This window comes from Paenibacillus sp. FSL M7-1414 (genome assembly GCF_038003195.1).
Taxonomy (GTDB): Bacteria; Bacillota; Bacilli; order Paenibacillales; family Paenibacillaceae; genus Paenibacillus; species Paenibacillus amylolyticus.
In genome coordinates, this window is record NZ_JBBOOS010000001.1 from 2,990,586 (window position 1) to 3,006,970 (window position 16,385).

General features: G+C 43.8%; 18 protein-coding genes. 13 read left to right on the forward strand and 5 right to left on the reverse strand.

Features of this window, described 5'->3' with window-relative positions:
* Positions 1–180 precede the first annotated feature (180 nt).
* Genes MHH92_RS13150 through MHH92_RS13165 form a run of 4 tightly spaced genes read left to right on the forward strand, consistent with a single transcriptional unit; the run spans position 181 to position 3,866 of the window.
* Positions 181–888 (forward strand): response regulator transcription factor, encoded by a 708-nt coding sequence (locus MHH92_RS13150; protein WP_340904131.1) that lies wholly within the window; start codon positions 181–183, stop codon positions 886–888.
* Positions 854–2,323 (forward strand): sensor histidine kinase, encoded by a 1,470-nt coding sequence (locus tag MHH92_RS13155; RefSeq protein ID WP_340904132.1) that lies wholly within the window; start codon positions 854–856, stop codon positions 2,321–2,323. The genes MHH92_RS13150 and MHH92_RS13155 overlap by 35 nt, the downstream gene beginning before the upstream one ends.
* A 36-nt stretch (positions 2,324–2,359) precedes the next feature.
* Complete coding sequence (locus MHH92_RS13160) at positions 2,360–3,439, forward strand: AI-2E family transporter (RefSeq protein WP_253508009.1); 1,080 nt, start codon at positions 2,360–2,362, stop codon at positions 3,437–3,439.
* A gap of 28 nt (positions 3,440–3,467) precedes the next feature.
* Positions 3,468–3,866, forward strand: coding sequence for an Asp23/Gls24 family envelope stress response protein (locus MHH92_RS13165; RefSeq protein WP_047842725.1), 399 nt, complete (start codon positions 3,468–3,470; stop codon positions 3,864–3,866).
* 69 nt (positions 3,867–3,935) lie between these two features.
* On the opposite strand, the gene MHH92_RS13170 is transcribed toward MHH92_RS13165, so the two are convergent.
* Positions 3,936–4,781, reverse strand: a complete 846-nt coding sequence (locus MHH92_RS13170; RefSeq protein WP_253508011.1) for an AraC family transcriptional regulator — start codon at positions 4,779–4,781, stop codon at positions 3,936–3,938.
* Between the two features lie 200 nt (positions 4,782–4,981).
* Between MHH92_RS13170 and MHH92_RS13175 the strand changes: the two genes are divergently transcribed.
* The 3 genes from MHH92_RS13175 (at position 4,982) to MHH92_RS13185 (ending at position 9,329) form a co-directional block, all read left to right on the forward strand.
* Positions 4,982–5,986 (forward strand): aldo/keto reductase, encoded by a 1,005-nt coding sequence (locus MHH92_RS13175; RefSeq protein ID WP_340904134.1) that lies wholly within the window; start codon positions 4,982–4,984, stop codon positions 5,984–5,986.
* Between the two features lie 267 nt (positions 5,987–6,253).
* Positions 6,254–7,846 carry an acyl-CoA synthetase MbcS gene (gene mbcS, locus MHH92_RS13180; RefSeq protein ID WP_253508015.1) on the forward strand — a complete coding sequence of 531 codons (1,593 nt, stop codon included), beginning with the start codon at positions 6,254–6,256 and terminating at the stop codon, positions 7,844–7,846.
* A 238-nt stretch (positions 7,847–8,084) separates the two neighbouring features.
* Positions 8,085–9,329, forward strand: coding sequence for an aminopeptidase (locus MHH92_RS13185; RefSeq protein WP_253508018.1), 1,245 nt, complete (start codon positions 8,085–8,087; stop codon positions 9,327–9,329).
* A gap of 96 nt (positions 9,330–9,425) precedes the next feature.
* On the opposite strand, the gene MHH92_RS13190 is transcribed toward MHH92_RS13185, so the two are convergent.
* A complete protein-coding gene (locus MHH92_RS13190; RefSeq protein WP_340904136.1) occupies positions 9,426–9,884 on the reverse strand; it encodes an AraC family transcriptional regulator in 459 nt (152 codons plus the stop codon).
* A gap of 166 nt (positions 9,885–10,050) precedes the next feature.
* On the opposite strand from MHH92_RS13190, the gene MHH92_RS13195 reads away from it, so the two are divergent.
* The gene (locus MHH92_RS13195; protein WP_340904137.1) at positions 10,051–10,671 is read left to right on the forward strand and encodes a leucine-rich repeat domain-containing protein; all 621 of its coding nucleotides are present in this window, start codon (positions 10,051–10,053) and stop codon (positions 10,669–10,671) included.
* Between the two features lie 133 nt (positions 10,672–10,804).
* Positions 10,805–11,200, forward strand: coding sequence for a hypothetical protein (locus tag MHH92_RS13200; protein WP_340904138.1), 396 nt, complete (start codon positions 10,805–10,807; stop codon positions 11,198–11,200).
* Positions 11,201–11,431: 231 nt separating this feature from the next.
* Here the strand turns inward: MHH92_RS13200 and MHH92_RS13205 are convergent, their stop codons facing one another.
* Positions 11,432–12,064, reverse strand: coding sequence for a nitroreductase family protein (locus MHH92_RS13205; RefSeq protein WP_047842731.1), 633 nt, complete (start codon positions 12,062–12,064; stop codon positions 11,432–11,434).
* Between the two features lie 130 nt (positions 12,065–12,194).
* Between MHH92_RS13205 and MHH92_RS13210 the strand changes: the two genes are divergently transcribed.
* On the forward strand, positions 12,195–12,434 hold the full coding sequence (locus tag MHH92_RS13210; RefSeq protein WP_017688780.1) for a hypothetical protein: 240 nt from the start codon (positions 12,195–12,197) through the stop codon (positions 12,432–12,434).
* A 134-nt stretch (positions 12,435–12,568) separates the two neighbouring features.
* Here the strand turns inward: MHH92_RS13210 and MHH92_RS13215 are convergent, their stop codons facing one another.
* Together MHH92_RS13215 and MHH92_RS13220 are read right to left on the reverse strand one after the other, a co-directional pair.
* Entirely contained in the window at positions 12,569–13,342 is a 774-nt protein-coding gene (locus MHH92_RS13215; RefSeq protein WP_076214769.1) for a M15 family metallopeptidase, read from the reverse strand.
* A gap of 410 nt (positions 13,343–13,752) precedes the next feature.
* The gene (locus MHH92_RS13220; protein ID WP_076214772.1) at positions 13,753–14,115 is read right to left on the reverse strand and encodes an iron-sulfur cluster biosynthesis family protein; all 363 of its coding nucleotides are present in this window, start codon (positions 14,113–14,115) and stop codon (positions 13,753–13,755) included.
* A gap of 168 nt (positions 14,116–14,283) precedes the next feature.
* On the opposite strand from MHH92_RS13220, the gene MHH92_RS13225 reads away from it, so the two are divergent.
* The 3 genes from MHH92_RS13225 (at position 14,284) to MHH92_RS13235 (ending at position 16,296) form a co-directional block, all read left to right on the forward strand.
* The gene (locus MHH92_RS13225) at positions 14,284–14,868 is read left to right on the forward strand and encodes a TetR/AcrR family transcriptional regulator (protein ID WP_253508024.1); all 585 of its coding nucleotides are present in this window, start codon (positions 14,284–14,286) and stop codon (positions 14,866–14,868) included.
* Positions 14,869–14,999: 131 nt separating this feature from the next.
* Entirely contained in the window at positions 15,000–15,446 is a 447-nt protein-coding gene (locus MHH92_RS13230) for a nuclear transport factor 2 family protein (protein ID WP_076249517.1), read from the forward strand.
* Positions 15,436–16,296: an ergot alkaloid biosynthesis protein gene (locus MHH92_RS13235; RefSeq protein ID WP_340904142.1), complete on the forward strand. Its 861-nt coding sequence runs from the start codon at positions 15,436–15,438 to the stop codon at positions 16,294–16,296. Before MHH92_RS13230 ends, MHH92_RS13235 begins: the two co-directional genes overlap by 11 nt.
* Positions 16,297–16,385: the final 89 nt, after the last annotated feature.

The following is a 16,385-nucleotide window of genomic DNA, read 5'->3' on the forward strand; positions in this document are numbered from 1 at the left end:
ACGAAAAGCTTGAATGTAGGCTGAAAACAGCCCTTTTTTAGTTAATGCCTTGGCATGAGCCAGGGCTCTATTTCTATTTATTTAGATTATCTTTAGAAATGATTTAGGTTGAATTAAGAGACGTAGTATATAGTAATAATGTAGAGATAGGCATAGAGTATAGGAAATGAGAGGAATATCATGAGATACACCGTATTAATTGCAGATGACGAACCAGAGATTGTTGAACTGCTTCAACTATATCTGGAGAAGGACTATACCATTAAAACTGCGGTGAATGGAGCCGAGGCATTACAATGCATACGTTCAACACAGATCGATCTGGTCATACTGGACATCATGATGCCTGTAATGGATGGATTGCAGTTGATCAAACAGATCAGAGCCACATATCACATGCCTGTACTGTTCCTATCCGCTAAAAGTCAGGATCACGATAAAATCCTTGGACTTGGACTTGGGGCAGACGATTATATAGCGAAGCCGTTCAACCCGCTTGAGATTGTCGCCAGAGTAGAGGCGTTGCTCAGAAGAGTTAATCAATTTGATGCAGCGGAGATCCCCGAAGCGAAAGAACAGAATCTGGTATTAGGTGATCTGACGCTGGATCGATCCCAATGTATCCTTTTTCGTTCAGGAAGTCCTGTAACATTGACCTCTACAGAGTATAAAATTATGGAATTGTTGCTTGATCAACCTGGCCGAGTGTTCACCCGTAAAAGAATATACGAAGCGGTCTGGGGCGACTATTATGCGCACGAGGACAGCACGATTATGGTACATATCAGCAACATTCGGGAGAAGATCGAGCGTGACTCCAGACAACCGGAATATCTCAAAACGATAAGGGGACTTGGATACAAAATTGAAGCGCCCATGGAAAGCTAGAGAAAAGCGACTGTTGCAGACATCCCTGACTTTGGACTTCTTGCTGTTCAACTTCTTTTTGCTGTTACTGGTATTGATTGTGTACCTTATGGTTTCACTTGATGTCGTGGATTTTCGCATTTCGGATCAGGTGGTAGACCCGAATTTGAATGTTGAAGCCCACATGTATGTGGAGGAGCTGGAGAACGAATTTTATTCCGGTGGAGGTTCGGTGTCGAAAGGCAAAGACACAGAGATTCAACGTCTCAAGGATAGCGGGGGCTGGATTGAAATTCTGGATGCGAATCGCAATGTCATTCATCATGTGGGAGACAAGCAAGATGCGATCACGCAATACAGTGAAGCTGATCTATATGATGGACTGGAAAATCGGAGTGACCAGGAATACTATTATTCGATCACTCCTCTCTCGACAGAAGGAGCGGCAGCGTATGTATTGCTCAAAATCCCACGTGATCTGGTCAGCGTGCGAATTAATGATAATCAGTTGATTACTAATCTGAAACATCCATTATCCTTTTACATTATGATTGGCATCGGTTTGGTTTTATTATTGATCTTTGTCTACAGCTACTGGGTCGCACGGAGAATCAAAAAACCACTCAGTATCCTCTCCTCGGGTCTTACGCAGATGATACAGGGGAATTATAGTACACGGATGTCGATCTCGGCCGAGAGGGAATTTGTCCAGATTGGTGAGACCTTTAACTACATGGCGGACGTTATTGAGAACACCTCTGCGGAGAAACGTTACGCCGAAGAGAGCAAACAGCGACTGATTGTAGACTTATCACATGATCTGAAGACACCGATAACATCCATACAGGGATATGCGCAGGCATTGGTGGAAGGACGTGGAGAGGACAAGGACAGGCAGCAAAGATATCTGGGATACATCTATAACAAGTCTGTTCAAGTTGCACGCATGATACAGAATATGTTGGAGTTGCTCAAGGTGGATTCGCCCGATTTTCGCATGCATATTCAGAGAAGAGAGATTGGAGAATTCCTGCGCGAGATTATGGCAGATACTTATGGGGAGATTGAACAGAAACAGTTTGTCCTTCATGTACTTGTTCCTGATGAGGTGATCTACGCGAGGTATGATCCGGAGCTGTTATCCAGAGTCATCCAGAATCTGATTACCAATGCTCTGTCTTATAATCCAATCGGAACCGAACTGCGCGTCGAACTCATTCCGCTTCATACCCATGTGGTGATAGAGGTGGCAGATAACGGAGTGGGCATACCACAAGAACTGTGGTCAACGATCTTTGACCCGTTTGTACGAGGGGATGAGGCGCGGACAGCGACCGGAGGCACCGGACTTGGTTTGTCCATCGCACGACGTAATACGGAGAAAATGGGCGGACGGCTGATCCTTTCCCGGCGTGGGCGAGAGACCACCGTGTTTACCATTGAGATTCCAAATTAAATAAGAGAAGAAATGTCCATGTGGAGGGAAATTATTTTGTTCAAAGTAAATACGTTTGTCCGGTTCAGTATTGCACTGGCGCTGATATTGGTTAATATCTATTTATTATCACGTGTAAGCTTCATCTTTCAGCCGCTCGTCACCATGATCACGGTCATTACCGTGCCGATGATGTTGTCGGTGTTCTTTTATTATCTGCTAAGGCCGCTTGTGAATTATATGGAGAAAAAGAAAATAAATCGCACGCTAAGTATTTTGCTAATCTATCTGGTTATTGCTATTCTGGGAGTATTCTTCATCATTGGTTTATGGCCATCGTTACGTGAGCAACTGATCAATCTGGTCGATAACGCACCAAGTCTAATTAATTCATTAAGTGAACAGCTGAGAGAGCTGGAGCAAAATGGTGCCATTCAGGCCTTGTTCCCTGAGGGCTCGACACCTTTCTCCCAGATCACGGAGTATATCAACAAAGGATTTAACTTTGTAACCAACTATGTAAGTGGATTCTTCTCACTTGTTTCCAGTTTTGCGATCATCTTGTTTACACTACCGATCCTTTTGTTCTATATGCTGTTACAAGGCGAGAAATTTGGTCGTAAATTGGCACATATCGCTCCAAAACGTTTCCAAAATGACAGCCGTGAAGTGGTAATTGAGATTGATCAGGCGTTGAGTGGTTTTATTGTGGGAAGAGTTTTGGTGAATCTGGCGCTGGGTGTACTGATGTATATCGGTTTCTTGATCATTGGACTGCCGTACGCATTACTGCTCACGGTAATCGCGGTCATCATGAACTTTGTTCCATTCATCGGAGCGATTGTGTCGTCCGTACCTATTGTGATCATGGGTCTCGTGGTATCACCATCGGTTGCCATCTGGTCCCTTATTATTATTCTTGTCGCTCAGCAGATTCAGGACAACCTGGTTGCACCGTACGTATTCGGCAAAAAGCTGGATATTCATCCGCTCACGACCATCATTCTGGTGTTGGGTGCAGGCGACCTGGGTGGAATTATTGCTATCCTGATTATTATCCCGGTTTATATGATTGTTAAAATTCTTTTGGTTCGAATCTATAACATGTTCTTCAAGGACAAATGGCAGAATGCATAGAATTTAATTATTCGAAGGAGTGGAGCACATGTCTGAAATTATCGAAAAACAATACAATGAACCTGAATATATCGCACCTCAATCTGTTCAAATGGGTACCATTCACATCTCGAACGATGTGTTATCCAAGATCGTGGGAATGGCGGCTCAATCAACGGCTGGTGTATCCTCCATGTCCGTTGGACTGACTGAAGGGATTGCCAAGAGTATCAGCGGCAAGAGTCTGCAAAAAGGGATTGACGTACACGTCAAAGACGATCAGGCAACCATCCAGCTGCGAATTAATATTCAATATGGCAACAAGATGCACGAAGTCTGCCGTGAACTTCAACATAATGTTCAACAGGCTGTAGAACAATTAGCCGGCGTCATGGTCGATGAAATCAAAGTGCAAGTTGTTGGCATATCCATGCCGGAGACGGTATAAACAAATGTATAGAATGTAAGGAATAACGATTGTAAGAATAAACGATTGGCAAAAACAGCACCTTCCCAATTAACAACTTAACTGGGAGGGTGCTGTTTTATGTTTGCGGTAGTAGGTGGGCGCTTCGCCCATCACTTTTTTGAACATTTTAGAGAAGAGCAATTGATCCGTATAGCCCACAGAACGGGCAATATCGCCAATGGTCAGACCGGGATCAAGTGTCAGTTCGGCTGCCCTGCGCATCCGATAATGGACCAGATACGACTGAATACTGCTTCCCATCTGGTCCTTGAAGAGAGAGCACAGATAACTGCGCTGCAAACCGACATGGGCCGCAATGGATTGTACGGTAATGGCATTGGCATAGTTCATTTCAATGAAGTCCATTACCTGCGTTACGTACGTTTCCTTCGAATAATCCTGTATGGGGTGAAGATGCTCGGAGTTGGCCTGATCAATCAAAATAGAGAAGAATTGATACAGCAAACCAGTCATGCTCATCTCCCAACCTTTGTGGGTATTGCGGGAATTGACCATTCGATGCAGGCAGGATCGCATCTCGTCGTCCTCATTGCCCAGTTCAAAGATCGGATGATGCTCTGACAGACAGGCCTGCTGTAAAAAGGATGAACTATTGCTGCCTTGAAAAGCAACCCAGCTGTATTCCCATGGGTCATCCTGATCTGCTTCGTAATGAACAACAGAATGTGGAACGATCAGAAAACCTTGACCTTTGTGCAGGGTATACGTTTTACCACCGACTTCGAAGGTGCCTTTGCCATTCAGAATATAATGAATTTTGTAATAGTCTCTCATGGCTGGGCCAAAGTGGTGGCCTGGTGTACAGGCTTCCGTACCATAATGAAGGAGCTGTAGCTCCTGAAAATGATTGTTCTTGAACATATACGTAATCAAGGGTATTCACTCCTGTACGATTTCGTCTCATCTTGCATTTTAACATACTAAATAGCTGAAAAGATTAATTATTTAACATTAGTATATATAGATAACAATCATTATTCCATATGTTCAAAGTGAAATGCCATATCGTTTATCCATGAAAATGTCTAAGATGAAAAGGAATTCAGCAAACCTTACAGAAAGTGAGAATAACGATGCCCTATACTGCGAGTGAACAACGATATGATGAGATGAAATATGTACGTTCCGGCAAATCCGGAATCAGACTGCCGCAAATTGCGCTGGGTTTATGGCAAAACTTTGGTGGCAACCGTACATTGGATGTTCAGGAAGAGATGATTTTGCGTGCTTTTGACCTCGGAATTAACCATTTCGATCTGGCGAATAACTATGGTCCACCTCCAGGATCAGCGGAAGAGAACTTTGGCGTGATTTACAAAAAACATCTTCGTCCTTACCGGGATGAACTGCTTATCTCATCGAAGGCAGGCTACCATATGTGGAATGGACCTTACGGCGAGTGGGGCTCCCGCAAAAACCTGATTGCCAGTCTCGATCAAAGTCTTGGTCGGATGGGACTGGATTATGTAGACATTTTCTATCATCACCGTCCAGATCCGGACACGCCATTGGAAGAAACGATGACGGCATTGGATCATATCGTGCGGCAAGGTAAAGCACTGTATGTGGGCTTGTCCAATTATAATGCAGAACAGACACAAGAAGCGGTAACCATTCTGCGTCGTCTGGGTACGCCATGTCTGGTCCATCAGCCAAACTACTCGATGTTAAATCGCTGGATTGAAGACGGTTTGCAGGACGTACTGGATGAGCAGGGCGTAGGTTCCATTGCATTCTGTCCACTTGGCCGCGGTCAGTTGACGAATAAATATGTCGACAAGATCAAGGAAGAACGAGCCAATCCAACAGGCAATTTGAAAAAAGAAGCATACACGGACGAACGGATTGCCAAGTTCGATGCGCTTCAGGCGGTTGCCGAGCGAAGAGGGCAGACGATCTCTCAACTGGCTCTGAACTGGATTTTGCGTGGTAACCGTGTAACCTCTGCATTAATTGGTGCAAGCCGTGTGTCCCAGATTGAAGAAAATGTAGCTGCGCTCAGCGCACCGGATCTGACAACGGAAGAGTTGAATGAGATCGAAAGCATTTTGGACGGAATGGGTAATTTTCCGTGGTAACGTACACAGTATAGCTGTGTGAAAATCATAGTTAGGTAAAACTAATGTAATATAAATGAAGAATGAAAATGGCGCCTACCTGATCAATCAGGAAGGCGCCATTTTGTATATGTCATTTTCTTTATAGGATAAGATCTATTATAATAGTTCATTAATTGACCTATGTTTATTTTTTTCAGAATGAACCTAGTTCATAGCACCTGGTCCTAGGATTTAGGGTATAATATATAGAAGCTTTACAATTGAACTACGAAGGAGAGGCTCCATTTGAACTTTGAACAGTGGATTTCGCCTGAAAGCTATAACCTGACATCCGAGATGGAGAATCATCCATCAGAGCGGATTGCACTTAGATGGCTCAGCGATCAACGAGAGGTGGAAGAGATCACGTATGGTGATTTATTTAAGCAGGCGAATCGTCTTGCTGGAGGTCTGCGTGAACTTGGACTAGAGAAGGGTGATCGGGTGTTGGTCATGGTACCACGCCGTATTATTGCCTATGTCATTTATATTGCTTGTCTGAAATTGGGGATTGCCGTTATTCCTTCCTCCGAGATGTTACGGGCAAAAGATCTGGAATATCGTCTGCGTCACTCTGAGGCGCGGGCTGTTATTGTATGGTCCGAGACGACCTCAGAAGTAGAAAAGATGGACGCGGATCTGCCGTCACTGGCACATCGAATCGTGGCATCACCGAATGGAGAAGTTAGCGTACCTGCTGAAGGTTGGGTCAATGTGCATCAGTTAATGCAGAATCAACCCGAAGAGATGGTTGCGGTGGAGACTCATCGTGATGATACGGCTATCCTTGCTTATACTTCGGGCACAACAGGTAATCCCAAAGGAGTTGTACATAGCCACGGTTGGGGATATGCCCACCTGCGGATCGCTTCCTCGTTATGGTTGGATATTCAACCATCGGATACGGTATGGGCAACGGCTGCACCCGGATGGCAAAAATGGATCTGGAGCCCATTCCTGTCGGTACTCGGAAGAGGCGCGACTGGACTGGTCTACAATGGATCATTCCAGCCCAAGCGTTATCTGGAACTGATGCAGGAACATCAGATTAATGTCCTTTGCTGTACACCAACAGAATATCGGTTGATGGCCAAAGCAGATGATCTTGGACATTATGACCTGTCTCATCTGCGCAGTGCTGTTTCAGCGGGTGAACCGCTCAATCAGGAAGTTATTGAAATCTTCCAGCGTCATTTTGACCTGACTATTCGGGACGGATATGGACAGACCGAGAGCACGTTGTTAATCGGCAGTCTCAAAGATGCGCCTGTACGTATTGGCTCGATGGGTCAGTCGATTACACCTGGGTTGATTGAAATCATCGATGAAGAGGGACAACCTGTGCCTGCGGGTGAAGTGGGGGATATCGCGGTACACAAAGAGATGCCAGCTTTGTTCCGGTCCTATTATCAGGATGAGGGACGGAAGGAAGCGAGTCAGCGTGGCGATTATTTTGTAACAGGGGACCGTGCACGCAAAGACGAAGAAGGTTACTTCTGGTTTGAAGGTCGCAGTGACGATATCATCATCAGTTCGGGTTACACGATTGGACCATTTGAAGTAGAAGAAGCACTTATGAAACACGCCAGTGTGAAGGAATGCGCGGTGGTTGCGAGTCCAGATGAGATCCGTGGTAATATTGTCAAAGCTTTTGTTGTACTGCGAGATGATTCACTGGCTTCACCAGAACTAATGCGTGAATTGCAGCACCATGTCAAAGAAATCACAGCACCTTACAAATATCCACGCAAGATCGAATTTGTCACGGATCTGCCGAAGACCAACTCTGGTAAAATCCGCCGGATCGAACTGCGCGAACAAGAAAAACGTAATGGTTAAATGAGATTAGGTAACGAATGATGGAAATTAATAGCATACGTAGTGAAAGAGATGGAATCGATTCTGCAGAAGCGATAGTGGTCGTATTTATCTCCGAATTTTAACCTTTGAAAAATACGATGAAGAAAATTTGGAGACAACGACGATCTAAAGAACGATCCTTCGCTGTAACGGCCACTCAACAGATCCCAAGTTTGCAAACCATACCATAATATATGAAACAGGAGTGAACACAACCATGAGTCAATTTGAACAGACCTTTGAAAAGTCATTGGAACAATACGCAGAACTAGTTGTTAAAGTTGGCGTGAATATTCAAAAAGGACAGGATCTGCTCGTTACTGCACCAATCGAAACGCTTGAATTCACACGTCTGATTGTGCAAAAAGCCTATGCAGCTGGTGCAAACTATGTACAAGTGGACTTCGATGATGACAACATTACCCGCAGTCGTTTTGAGCATGGTTCCAATGACAGCTTTGACTACTATCCAGCCTGGAAAGCGGATATGATGGAGAAGTTTGCAGAAGCAGGCGGCGCTACCCTGACGATTAAAGTTCCAGATCCTGAACTGTATAACGGAATTGACTCCGACAGCGTTTCCCGTGCTACCAAGGCAGCTGCACACGCACGTCGCGGATATGCCAAATACACACGCAACCATGAAATTAGCTGGTGTCTGATCAAAGCACCGACCAAGGCTTGGGCGAACAAAGTATTTGCCGACATCCCGGAAGAAGACCGAATCAACGTGATGTGGGAAACGATCTTCAAAATGAACCGTGTAGATGGCGGAGACGCCGTAAAAAATTGGAGAGAACATCTGGATACCCTGAATACCATGAGTGATCTCCTGAATAAAAAGAACTATAAGAGCCTGCATTACCGTGCGCCAGGTACAGATTTGAAAATTGAATTGGTCCACAACCACATCTGGGGTGGCGGTGGTAGCGAAAATAAACAAGGTGTATACACGGTCGCCAATATGCCAACTGAAGAAGTATTCACCATGCCTAAGCGCAGCGGAGTGAATGGATATGTCAGCAGTACCATGCCTTTGAACCTGAACGGGCAACTGGTAGACCAGATGAGAATCACATTCAAGGATGGACAGGTTGTAGCGTTTACGGCAGCATCCGGTGAAGAGCATTTGAAGAACCTGTTTGCCACCGATGAAGGAGCACGTTATCTGGGTGAGGTCGCACTCGTACCACATGACTCTCCGATCTCCAACCTGAATCGCATTTTCTACAATACGGGTATTGATGAAAATGCATCTTGCCACTTGGCTGTGGGAAGTGCATATCCATTCAACATGAAAGATGGCACAACGATGTCGAATGAAGAGTTGCTGAAGCATGAGTGTAATGTGAGCTTGACTCACGTTGATTTCATGATCGGTTCCGCTGAGCTGGATATCGATGGTGAGTTACAAGACGGTACAATCGAGCCGGTATTCCGTAAAGGCAACTGGGCATTTTAATATCTTAACAAGTCTTAACTAGCTAGTAGTAACAGTCGTTAACAAAAAAAGTGACTTCAACCTGAAGTCACTTTTTTTGTTTCCTCGTAACATGAATTACACGAGTTTTACAGGCACACATATTTCGCAATAATGCTGATTAAGCAGTTCCCAACGATATCGTTCTATAACCGGCTTGTTATCCATCCGATAACCACTTGTTTGTAAATGAGGGATGATCACATTCCATGCCTGCTGAATAGCTTCTGCCGTATGTCTCACCTTGCAGATGAGATAATCTCCGCCTGATAACTCGCCAATCTCAACAAACTCATCTTCCAGACGTTCAGATTCAGTGATAACAATACAGGCATCATATCTACATTTTTCGGGCGATGTGGTAGTTGGGTCATCTTGTGGAATACCGAATAAAATTGCTGATTCATGAAGCAGTTGGTTTTTGTCTGCCCATTGTTTTAGCGTATTCATCGCTTGAGCATTGGCTGGACCGTAAGGACCGACTTGTCGAACATAGGCGATACGATATGACGGGAGGTTTTCGATATACATTTCCATGAAAATCTTCCTCTCTGTACGATTTCTCTTACATGTTGGATGCTAACATGATATAAAAGAATTTGCTTAGATAATTGTTGAATCCCGGCGACGAAACTCATAGAATAGTGATAATATGTTGGAAGACTGTTCCAATAGAGCAAAACGAGAGGGGGAGGCGTTAGACATGGATATTACTTATGCCTTCACGGATGAACATTTCAGGCAAGTTGTGTTGGATCGTTTTTGTGAGCAGCGGGATTTCATTCAGGAGAGTGACGTTTGTGAAGTTGAGATATTAGAACTCTCAAATCACAATATTAGCATTCTTGATGGAATCGAGTATTTCAGGGGTCTTCAAGAGCTGGATTGTGCCTATAATCAATTGACCGGTTTGGATCTAGCTCAGAATCACAAGCTGAGGATATTACGTTGCAGAGAGAATCAGCTTCTTACACTGAACCTCCGTTCCAATTCGGAATTGCAGGTGCTTGACTGCAGCTTTAATCGACTTCGAAAATTAGATCTTTCTCATAATTCCAAACTTATAACGGTGGAGTGTAATTGGAGTATGTTGTCGGAGCTGGCTACGGAGCCCCTTGAGCAGTTGGAGGAACTTAGTTGCAGTTACAATGCTCTTTTCTCACTTGAACTTGAACACAATAAGCAACTGCGGCGACTTGATTGCGCCAACAATTACATGCTGGAACTTGATGTAACCGGTTGTCCAAACTTGATTGAACTTCGTTGTAACCACAACCATATCAAACAGTTGGATTTTCGTTCAAATATAGTTTTAGAGATTTAACAACCATATTAGCAAGCTGGATATTCGCCATAACGTACAACTAAGAGAGTTGTACTGTTCCGAGAACAAATTAAACGAGTTGGATTATAGCGCTAATCCCAAGCTGGAAAGACTGCAGTATGCAGATAATCTAATGTTTGAATCCAATCATGAAGTTCCCGGTATGGGGTTGTTTCAGTATGACGTCTCGATGTCCAACTATCAGATGAGCTTACTTATTCAGGATAAAGAACTGGTAGTCACTGCACAGGTTTCAACCAAGACAGAGATGGAAGCCTTATCCTCATATATGGAAGAGACGTGGAAACGGTGGGACATGCTTGGTGAGCAGGCACTTAAAACCATTGCCGAGGCTCATCCGGACGAAGATATCAATACATTGATTTTGGCTGATGCAGAATTTCAGGGAGATCAATATTTCCGATTTGGTTATGATGCGGGGGATACACCTGCTGGTCGACTGTACATATATGCGGAGTTTGACGATGAATTTCACATGTTGGATACGTTGATCTATGAAACGTATTAAAGCCACGAGATCGTGGCTTTTTTGCTGTGTTGAACTAAAGATTATTTACACTGACACTACGATGACAGAACAACCTTCCAATCGCTGTTATCCCCAGATTTTAATTCCATTCCTTTTCTAAAGGGGAAAATCCGGGGATAAAGGCGCACGCTTCGCTTTTTCAGGTTTTTTCTGTCCTCTCCGTTATCGTGTAAATGTTAGTTCAACTTATATAATTTATTATATTATATGTTATTCAGCGTGCATTTTGTTAAAGCTAACATATTCGTTAATCGGTTTACGGTAACCGCGTGGGCGCTGTTTGGCTTCCGACTTTTTGCCGATGGTGATCAGCATAACCGGTACGTAATGGTTAGGGATTTCCAGGCTCCGTTGCAGTTCTTCCGAGTCAAAACCAATCATTGGACAAGTGTCCCAACCGCGATCCTGAGCGATCAGCATCAATTGCATGGCAGACAGGCTGGCATTGCGAATCGCATCCTCACGTTGGAAGAATCTGCCGCGAGATTCGTAAAATTCGGTGACACTTTGGGATTCCTGCTCGTATTGGAATGGAGTGAGTGCGCCCAGGTTCAGCAAACCTTCGTTAATCGTGCGGATATGATGATGCGCGTTGACGTCGCCCAATACCACGATGACTGCAGAAGCTGTTTTTACCTTATATTGCTGGGAAGCCTCATAGACTTTCTCTTTCTGTTCCTCGTCTTTAATTACAAGATAGTGCGTGTGTTGCAGGTTAAAGGCAGATGGTGCAAATTTGTTCAGGGCAAACATTTCTTGCAGTTCCAAATCCGAAATTTCAATTCCTTCTTCAAAAATAACGGCCGATCTACGGTTTTTGACTAGATTCTCCAACTCACTCATGGTAGTTTCCCTCGCTTATGTATGATTTATAAACTGACTATAACACACTTAGTTACTTTATGTAAGTATTATTTTAGAATAAGACAAGGATCGTCTGCCATACGCTAAAATAAAACACTAGAGGTGATTCATGAAAGCATTGATCGCAAGGTATATGGGAGGACATGACCCTCATGAATTTCGGGTATATGTGATCCAATCTTCGACGTTAAAACGTTTTGTAGTCGTGGAGATTATTCTAGGCCCTATCGTGTACAATGTCGCACTTTATTTGTGCCATAATGCAATACTTGCTGGCGTAGGCTCTTGGGCTGGAACAGAAGGTCTGAAGAGACTGCCACTGGTCTTTAGAAAAATCGTTGGAACATGATGAAGTGTGTAAATGAGAAATTAAAGCAGAAGAGGGCCAGTTGCGGCCCCATCTTCTCCTTCAGCCATGTTATCAATAGTCACACTTCTTTTATCTAATCAAATAACTGTCTAAGATTTGGGTTCAAACCTGCCTTATTTAGCACGTTCCAAATACTGCTCCAGCGTAAGTTTCTGGTTGGTAATCTCACCAGCAATATACACCCCTACATAACGTACATGCCATGGCTCATAGGAGTAACCAGTCAATTTCTCCTGATCTTTGCCATAACGGATGATGAAGCCGTACTTGTGGGCATTGGCTTTCAGCCATTTGCCTTCTTTGGTGTTGCCAAAGCTTTGCTGAAGATCATAACCAGCCGAAGCGCTGGAGATATCCATAGCTAGACCGGTCTGATGTTCGCTTTGTCCTGGCCTAGCACTTGTTTTATTGGCAACAGCTTCGCCTTTGATGCTGGCATTACGGTCAAAGATCGATTTCTGGGTCGCATAAGAGCGATAGCCAGACACCGCTTTGATATCGATGCCGTCTTTTTTGGCAGCCGCAAATAATTTCTCTATCGCGGTTGCGGCCACTTTACGCATCTGTTTCTTCGGACTGGAACCTGAGAAGCTAAAAGGAATATTAGGTACAACCAAATCTTGAGGTGCATAAGTTGAAGGCAGATTTCTCTTTTTATTGACAAGTACAACCGTACTGGACACATTGGTCACAGTTGCCACATTTTTAATCGTTTTGATCGTACGACCAGGTGCATTATCATGCAGAAATTGAGTGAAGCTAGAGCTTGCAGCAGACGCGACAGGATTCAGGCTTGAAGTGATGGGAAACGTAGTAAATGCAGAACCTGCTACAACAGAGCCTATGAGAATTGTAGATATGATGGATTTACGAGTAAAAGGTTTCATGATGTGTGTTCCTCCTCGGAATATATGAATCTATATACCGAGTATACTAGAGGATTATATCCATAGGTTCTCCAATTGTTTCCGAGTTGTAAACAAAGTTTGCTATAAAATCTAACTAGAGGATATTTACCTTGCCACTTCGATGACAGAACAACCTTCCGATCGCTGTTATCCCCAGATTTTATGAATTCCCCTTATAAGGGGAAAATCCGGGGATAAAGGCGAACACTTCGTTTCTTCAGGTTCTTTCTGTCCTCTCCGTTTCGTGTAAATGTTTAGTATCTTTTATAGAGTCTTTTTTGCAACGCTGATAGAGGCATATAAAGAAAAGAATGTTAAAAAAGCCGTTACATTAGATGCAACGGCTTTTGTTGTGAAGAGAGTGTTGTTAATTCATGCTGGAGACTGTGTTATAGCATGCAGGCGTCGGATCCACCGGAGCTTCCCGCTGTTACTGCACGGGTGTCACGAACGCGTACGTTGGCGCTGAGCACACCAGAATCACTGCTTAATTTGAAAGAAGGATAATTCTCTTCTGTATCCAGCTTCATGTGTTGTTCTAGGTTCAGCTGCTGCTTCGGATCAACATAGAACGGAACCAGATTGGTTTCAATCTGCGCGTCGAGAGCCGCAAGTTCATCAACAATGATAATAGCGATAACTCCGTTACATCCGCAACCTTCCAAGTCATAGATCACTTTGAAATATCCAGGTTGGTCATTCAGGCTTTCCGTCAATCGTTTTGCAGCCAAATCTGTAATTTGAATATACATATAGGTACACTCCTTTATATGTGGTCATGGTTGGTAAATAGTAAAAGAATTCATTCAGCTTCTATTCCCATTATACCACTTTGGCAAAAATCAAAGCATTTATTTTCTTGACTGATCAGTCTGGAAAAGGTATTCTTTAGTTAATGAATAGGGAGGTGAGGTCTTAAATTGGGAAGAGCCAAGGAGTTCGACACGGAGACTGTTCTAAGAAAAGCAACGTCTGTATTTGGAGCGTACGGTTATGAAGGTACATCTTTGAGCTTACTGCTGAGTGAACTTGGCATTGCGCGGCAAAGCCTGTATGACACCTACGGAACTAAACATGATTTATTTGTCTCTGCTCTTAAATTCTATATTCAGCAGAAGACAGAAGCGGGGATCAAACTATTAAACGAATGCACAAGTGTGAGGCAAGGCGTGACCGAGTTGTTCAATGAAGCGGTTAACGTGTTGACAGACAACGAACGTCGTAATGAATGTTTCATCATTAATAGCGCGGTTGAACAGGCACCACAAAATCACGAAATCGCGGTCTTTATTCAAACCACTAACCAACAAATGGAAGATGTTTTCCATACTGCGCTGTTACGAGGCCAGAGGAGTGGCGAATTGAGGCACGCTGAGGAAGAATTGCCCGGGCTTGCCCGTTTTCTGAATTATTCCCGACTCTCATTGACCTTTACAGCGAAGAGCGGTGCAAGCGCAGAAGCGCTACGAGATTTTGTACAGATGACCCTAAGGGCTTTGGATTAACGTTTTACATGATTTGAGTAAGAATTCTTTATGTTTTCTTGAAAATGGACGCTTAAGGCGTTTATTTTTTGACTATTATAGACCGATTGGTCTGGAAAAAGAACACCAAACAAACTGAAGGAGGAAATAGGATGACACAATCTCAGCAGTTGGAAGAGGGCAATAGTATACCGTATCGGATCATGCATGGATTTACTCAATTGCTACTGGAGGGAAAACTAGAACAATGGTTGGAGCTATATACATCTGACGCTATTTTCGAATTCCCATATGCACCAGCAGGATATCCTCAGAAACTGGAAGGCAAAGCCGCAATTACGAATCATCTTCATAATCTACTGGGGATGATTGAAATTCAGCAGTTTTCTGAACCGGTGATCTTGGCTGATTCCACGAAACAACAGTTTGTGGCTGAATTTACTTGTAAAGGGCGTTCATTAGTTACAGGCAAGCCATACAACCAAACGTACATCTCTGTAGTGAGCCACTCTAATGGAAAAATTACACATTATAAAGACTATTGGAATCCGATGGTCGTACTCGAATCGGACTTAGGAGGAAACAAGCATGATCAATGATAAACCGTTGACACTTATTACCGGAGCTAATGGAAAGACAGGAAGCCGTGTTGCGGCCATACTTCAAAAGCATCATTATCCGGTGCGTTTGGCAGGAAGAACTAAACCATCTCTTTCTGGTTCTGCCGATAATTATGTCTATTTTGATTGGTATGATTACGAGACATATGCGCCGGCGCTGAAAAATGTGAATCAGGTGTACCTTGTTGTGCCAGCAATGGATATGAGCCCAGAAGACGTCATGATTCCATTCATCAAGGAAGCATTATGGAGCGGCATTAAGCGATTTGTCTTGCTTGGCAGTGCTTCAATTGACGGAGATGGTCCTATTTTTGGCAAAGTACATCAGTATATAAAAGCCCATGCTCCTGAGTGGGCTGTATTGCAGCCTTCCTATTTTATGGAGAACTTTACGGAGGGACCGCATCGGGAGACGACGAAACAACTCGGGAAAATATACAGTGCTACGGGTGAAGGGAAAATTGGATTTGTTAGTGCAGATGACATCGCGGCGGTGGCCTTCCATGCTCTAACAGATGTTGTTCCTCATAATACGGAGCATATCATTACAGGGCCGGAGTCGTTGTCCTATGGACAGGTTGCAGACGTCTTGAGCCGTGTACTGGGTCAGTCCATTCAGCATGAATCTTTGTCCGATGATGAATTGAGGAACAGCATGATTCGCGCAGGAATGTCAGAAGAATACGCTGCTGCCCTCGCAGGACTGGATGTGCCTATCCGGGAGGAGGGAAGAGAAGATCAGACGACGGATACGGTGAAAAAATTAACGGGGAATAACCCGATTTCATTCGAGCAATTTATTCAGAATCATATGGAAGTATGGAAATAATGGAAGAAACATTTTCATATTATGAGAAGACGGTGCCTAGTGCCCGTCTTTTTGCATGTCTACCAGCATATTGACATCGTTGATTCGAA

Bases quoted from the DNA above. Each gene is read 5' to 3' on its own strand.
- MHH92_RS13215 (WP_076214769.1), bottom strand. From the start codon at position 13,342: ATGAAACCTTTTACTCGTAAATCCATCATATCTACAATTCTCATAGGC.
- MHH92_RS13200 (WP_340904138.1), top strand. From the start codon at position 10,805: ATGTTTGAATCCAATCATGAAGTTCCCGGTATGGGGTTGTTTCAGTAT.
- MHH92_RS13205 (WP_047842731.1), bottom strand. From the start codon at position 12,064: ATGAGTGAGTTGGAGAATCTAGTCAAAAACCGTAGATCGGCCGTTATT.
- MHH92_RS13195 (WP_340904137.1), top strand. From the start codon at position 10,051: ATGGATATTACTTATGCCTTCACGGATGAACATTTCAGGCAAGTTGTG.
- MHH92_RS13165 (WP_047842725.1), top strand. From the start codon at position 3,468: ATGTCTGAAATTATCGAAAAACAATACAATGAACCTGAATATATCGCA.
- MHH92_RS13220 (WP_076214772.1), bottom strand. From the start codon at position 14,115: ATGTATATTCAAATTACAGATTTGGCTGCAAAACGATTGACGGAAAGC.
- MHH92_RS13190 (WP_340904136.1), bottom strand. From the start codon at position 9,884: ATGGAAATGTATATCGAAAACCTCCCGTCATATCGTATCGCCTATGTT.
- MHH92_RS13235 (WP_340904142.1), top strand. From the start codon at position 15,436: ATGATCAATGATAAACCGTTGACACTTATTACCGGAGCTAATGGAAAG.
- MHH92_RS13230 (WP_076249517.1), top strand. From the start codon at position 15,000: ATGACACAATCTCAGCAGTTGGAAGAGGGCAATAGTATACCGTATCGG.
- MHH92_RS13175 (WP_340904134.1), top strand. From the start codon at position 4,982: ATGCCCTATACTGCGAGTGAACAACGATATGATGAGATGAAATATGTA.
- MHH92_RS13150 (WP_340904131.1), top strand. From the start codon at position 181: ATGAGATACACCGTATTAATTGCAGATGACGAACCAGAGATTGTTGAA.
- MHH92_RS13210 (WP_017688780.1), top strand. From the start codon at position 12,195: ATGAAAGCATTGATCGCAAGGTATATGGGAGGACATGACCCTCATGAA.
- MHH92_RS13185 (WP_253508018.1), top strand. From the start codon at position 8,085: ATGAGTCAATTTGAACAGACCTTTGAAAAGTCATTGGAACAATACGCA.